Source organism: Streptomyces sp. NPDC029138, assembly GCF_055564375.1.
Genome location: NZ_JBVHWM010000002.1, coordinates 11,681 through 15,511 on the forward strand (window position 1 = coordinate 11,681; position 3,831 = coordinate 15,511).

Annotated in this window: 4 protein-coding genes; 2 read left to right on the forward strand and 2 right to left on the reverse strand. The window is 71.7% G+C overall.

What is annotated here, in order from left to right:
* Positions 1-113: 113 nt before the first annotated feature.
* Together ACZ4WH_RS02245 and hmgA are read right to left on the reverse strand one after the other, a co-directional pair.
* On the reverse strand, positions 114-860 hold the full coding sequence (locus tag ACZ4WH_RS02245; protein WP_468175626.1) for a GntR family transcriptional regulator: 747 nt from the start codon (positions 858-860) through the stop codon (positions 114-116).
* Positions 861-906: 46 nt separating this feature from the next.
* Positions 907-2,217 (reverse strand): homogentisate 1,2-dioxygenase, encoded by a 1,311-nt coding sequence (gene hmgA / locus ACZ4WH_RS02250; RefSeq protein WP_468175629.1) that lies wholly within the window; start codon positions 2,215-2,217, stop codon positions 907-909.
* Positions 2,218-2,368: 151 nt separating this feature from the next.
* On the opposite strand from hmgA, the gene ACZ4WH_RS02255 reads away from it, so the two are divergent.
* A complete protein-coding gene (locus tag ACZ4WH_RS02255) occupies positions 2,369-2,929 on the forward strand; it encodes a hypothetical protein (protein WP_468175632.1) in 561 nt (186 codons plus the stop codon).
* A gap of 129 nt (positions 2,930-3,058) precedes the next feature.
* Positions 3,059-3,676 carry a TetR/AcrR family transcriptional regulator gene (locus ACZ4WH_RS02260; protein WP_468175634.1) on the forward strand — a complete coding sequence of 206 codons (618 nt, stop codon included), beginning with the start codon at positions 3,059-3,061 and terminating at the stop codon, positions 3,674-3,676.
* Positions 3,677-3,831 lie beyond the last annotated feature (155 nt).

Genomic DNA, 3,831 nt, shown 5'->3' on the forward strand with positions numbered 1-3,831 from the left:
GGTACGGCAGCGCCCCGAGGCGGCGCGAGGAACCGCGCGACCAGCCTCTGCGGGCCCGCGGTCGTCCGGCGGCCTGTCGTGGCACGTCGCATCGGGCCGAACCGGCGGTGCGCTCACGCGTCGAGGGTGACGGTGAACGAGAAGCGGTCGCCCCGGTAGTGGATGACCGCCACGTCCAGCACCCGGCCCTCGCTGTCGTACGTCACGCCCGTGTAGTGCAGGATCGGGCTGAGCAGCGGGACTTCGAGCAGCCGCGCCGTCTCCGGGTCGGCGAGCCGGGCCTCCACGGTGTCCGTGATCCGGCTGATGTCCGCTTTCACCACGTCCCGCAGCACCTTGGTCATCGGCCAGCGGACCAGGTCGTCCGGATCGATGCGCGCGCCCAGTTCGGGCCGGATGTGGTTGACGGCGTGATTGGTCGGCTCGCCGGTCTTCTCGTCGCTGCGCAGCCGGTGGTACGCCGCCACCTCCGCGAGATCCGGGAAGTACTCGGCGAGGTGGGCCGGCACCGGCACACGGCCGTGGCTCAGCAGTTCGGTCGTCATCCCGGACTGCTGGGCCACGATCGCGTCCACCGAGCCCAGCAGCCGGATCGGGGCGCCGCGTCGCGCTCCGGGCTCGATGAACGTGCCGCGCCGCCGGTGCCGGCTGATCAGACCCTCGTCCTCCAGCTCCTTCAGCGCCTGCCGCATGGTCAGCACGCTCACGCCGTAGTGCTCCGCCAGCCGCTCCTCGGTGGGCAGGCGCAGCGGCTCCTCGGGCGAGCGGCCCAGTATCGAGGCGCGCAGCGACTGCGACACCTGGTACCACAGCGGCAGCTTGCGGTTCAGGACGATCGAATCCGGGGCGAAAGAGGTCACGCGGCTATCCGTACCTGTCGAAGAACGTTCGGCGCAACGGCGGCGCTCACCCCCTGAAGTGCCGCTCCAGCCCCTGCCACACGTCGTCGTAGCGCTGCTGGAGGTGGTCGGCGCTCGCCGCCTGCGGGGTGAGGGTCACCGGCCAGCGGGTCTCGAACATGAACGCCAGCCCGTCGTCGAGCTTCTGCGGCCTCAGCTCGGCCGCGCTCGCCCGGTCGAACGTCTCCCGGTCCGGGCCGTGCGCCGACATCATGTTGTGCAGCGAGCCGCCACCGGGCACGAAGCCCTCCGCCTTGGCGTCGTACGCGCCCTCGATCAGGCCCATGTACTCGCTCATCACGTTCCGGTGGAAGTACGGCGGCCGGAAGGTGTCCTCGCCCACCAGCCAGCGCGGCGCGAAGACCACGAAGTCCACGCCGGCCAGGCCCGGGCTGTCCGACGGGGAGGTCAGGACCGTGAAGACGGACGGGTCCGGGTGGTCGTAGGAGATGGTGCCGATCACATTGAACCGGCGCAGGTCATAGACGTACGGCACATGGTTGCCGTGCCAGGCGACCACGTCCAGGGGGCTGTGGTCGTAGGTGGCCGTCCAGAGGTTGCCGCAGAACTTGTTGACCACCTCCACCGGGCCCTCGACGTCCTCGTACGCCGCCACGGGCGCCCGGAAGTCCCGGGGATTGGCCAGTCCGTTGGCGCCGATCGGGCCGAGGTCGGGCAGCCGGAACGGCACCCCATAGTTCTCGCACACATAGCCTCGGGCCGACTCATCGAGCAGCTCCACACGGAAGCGCACCCCACGGGGGATCAGCGCCACATATGCGGGCTCCACATGCAGCCGGCCGAACTCGGTGTGCAGCAGCAGCCCGCCGTGCTCGGGCACGATCAGCAGCTCGCCGTCGGCGTCGGAGAAGACCCGCTCCATCGAGGCGTTGGCGTGGTACAGGTGCACGGCCATGCCGGTGCGCTGGGTCGCGTCGCCGTTGCCGCCCAGCGTCCAGAGGCCGGCGAGGAAGTCGGTGCCGGCCGGGGGTTCCGGCAGCGGGTTCCAGCGCAGCCGGTTGGGGTCGGGCACCGTCTCGGTGAAGGGCGCCGTACGGATCGCGCCGTTGTCGGTGCGGGTGAACGCCGGGTGCGCGGCCGAGGGGCGGATGCGGTAGAGCCAGGAGCGCCGGTTGTGCGCCCGAGGCTCGGTGAACGCCGTACCGCTCAGCTGCTCGGCGTACAGGCCCAGCGGTGCGCGCTGCGGCGAGTTGCGGCCCTCGGGCAGGGCACCCGGCACCGCCTCCGAGGCGTGTTCGTTGCCGAACCCGGTCAGATACGACAGCCCCTCGGCGGCCTTCCGTGCGTCCCCGCTCATGATCGCTCCTTGTGCTCCCGATTCCTATGCATCACCGTAGGAATGAGCCGGGGTCCGCGCAAGAGGAACCCCGGTCCTCCCTCCGGGGTAGGGCCGGAACCAGACTTCAGGGGGATCCGGGGCACCGGGGCGCTGTTCTACGCTCCCGGTCATGTCGTGGACGAAGTGGACGCGTGGACCCGCCGCCGCGCTCGCGGTGTGCGTCCTGCTGCCGCTAGGCGCGGCGGCCTGCACCAGCGGTGAGGCGCACGGGGGTACGACGGTCTCGCCGTCGCCCGTGGGGAAGGTCCTGGACGACACCGACGAGACCGGCCGGAATCTGCGCGAGGTGCCGAAGCGGAACGCCCCCGAGGTCGCCGTCGAGGTCACCCCGGACTCGGCCGGCGGCTGGGACGTCCGGCTGGCCCTCCGCCACTTCCGGCTCTCCGCGCCCGGCACCCGGCCGTCGGCGGCCATCGGACGCGGGCTCGCTCACCTCTTCGTCGACGGCCACCGGGTCGCCCGGCTGCGCACACCCACGTACCACCTGGCCGCCGGTCTCGTCCCGCACGGCACCCACCAGGTCACCGCACGCCTCTACGCCGACGACGGCACGGTGTGGGCCGTCCGCGGCAAGCCGGTCGAAAGCACCGCCGACATCACGGTGTCCGACGCGGAGACGGGCACGGGGGACGCGCCGACCGGAACGGCGTCGCCCGGTGCCGGCGGATGACGACCACGGCATCATGCGCCACCGGCGGACGAGGACCTCCGGCACCCTGCCCCACCGGAGAATGAGTGCAGGGGCCACCCGTCTCCGTACGGTGGGGGGAGGTTCACCGGACCCCGGCGGAAAGGCATCATGAAGCCCGTGCCCCACGCGACATCGCTCCGCCGCGCGCCCGTCCAGCGGCGCAGCGCAGAACGGCTGACCAGGATTCTGGACGCCTGCGCCGAACTCCTCGACGAGGTCGGCTACGACGCCCTGAGCACGCGCGCGGTCGCCCAGCGCGCCGGCGTTCCCATCGGCTCGGTCTACCGCTTCTTCGGCAACAAGCGGCAGATGGCCGACGCCCTCGCCCAGCGCAACCTGGAGCGGTACGTCGAGCGTGTCACCGAGCGGCTGAAGAAGGCCGGCAGGGGTGACTGGCGGGCCGCCATGGACGCCGTCCTGGACGAGTACCTCGGCATGAAGCGCACGGCGCCCGGCTTCTCCCTGGTGGACTTCGGCAACCAGATCCCGGTCGGCTCCCGCCACGCCGAGCCCAACACCCGGGTCGCCGACCGGCTCACCGAACTGCTCGCCGGCTATCTCCGCCGCACCCCGGACGCCGACCTGCGGCGGGTGTTCCTGGTCGCCGTGGAGAGCGCCGACACCCTCGTCCAACTGGCCTTCCGGGTCGACCCGCAGGGCGACGAGGCGATCATCACGGAGACCCGGGAACTGCTGCGGGCGTATCTGGGGCGCGTACTGGACTGAGTCGCGGGCCGGCTGAAGGGCCACCCGAGGGCTGACGCGGGCCGACCGAAGCATGCCGCGAGGGCTGACGGTTCGATCGAAGCGTCCCCCGAGGGCTGGAGCGGGCCGGGCCAAGCATCCCCGAGGGCTGACGGTTCGACCGAAGCGTCCCCGAA

Excerpts from the sequence above, each read along its gene's own strand:
- hmgA (WP_468175629.1), bottom strand. The coding sequence starts at position 2,217 with ATGAGCGGGGACGCACGGAAGGCCGCCGAGGGGCTGTCGTATCTGACC.
- ACZ4WH_RS02260 (WP_468175634.1), top strand. The coding sequence starts at position 3,059 with ATGAAGCCCGTGCCCCACGCGACATCGCTCCGCCGCGCGCCCGTCCAG.
- ACZ4WH_RS02255 (WP_468175632.1), top strand. The coding sequence starts at position 2,369 with ATGTCGTGGACGAAGTGGACGCGTGGACCCGCCGCCGCGCTCGCGGTG.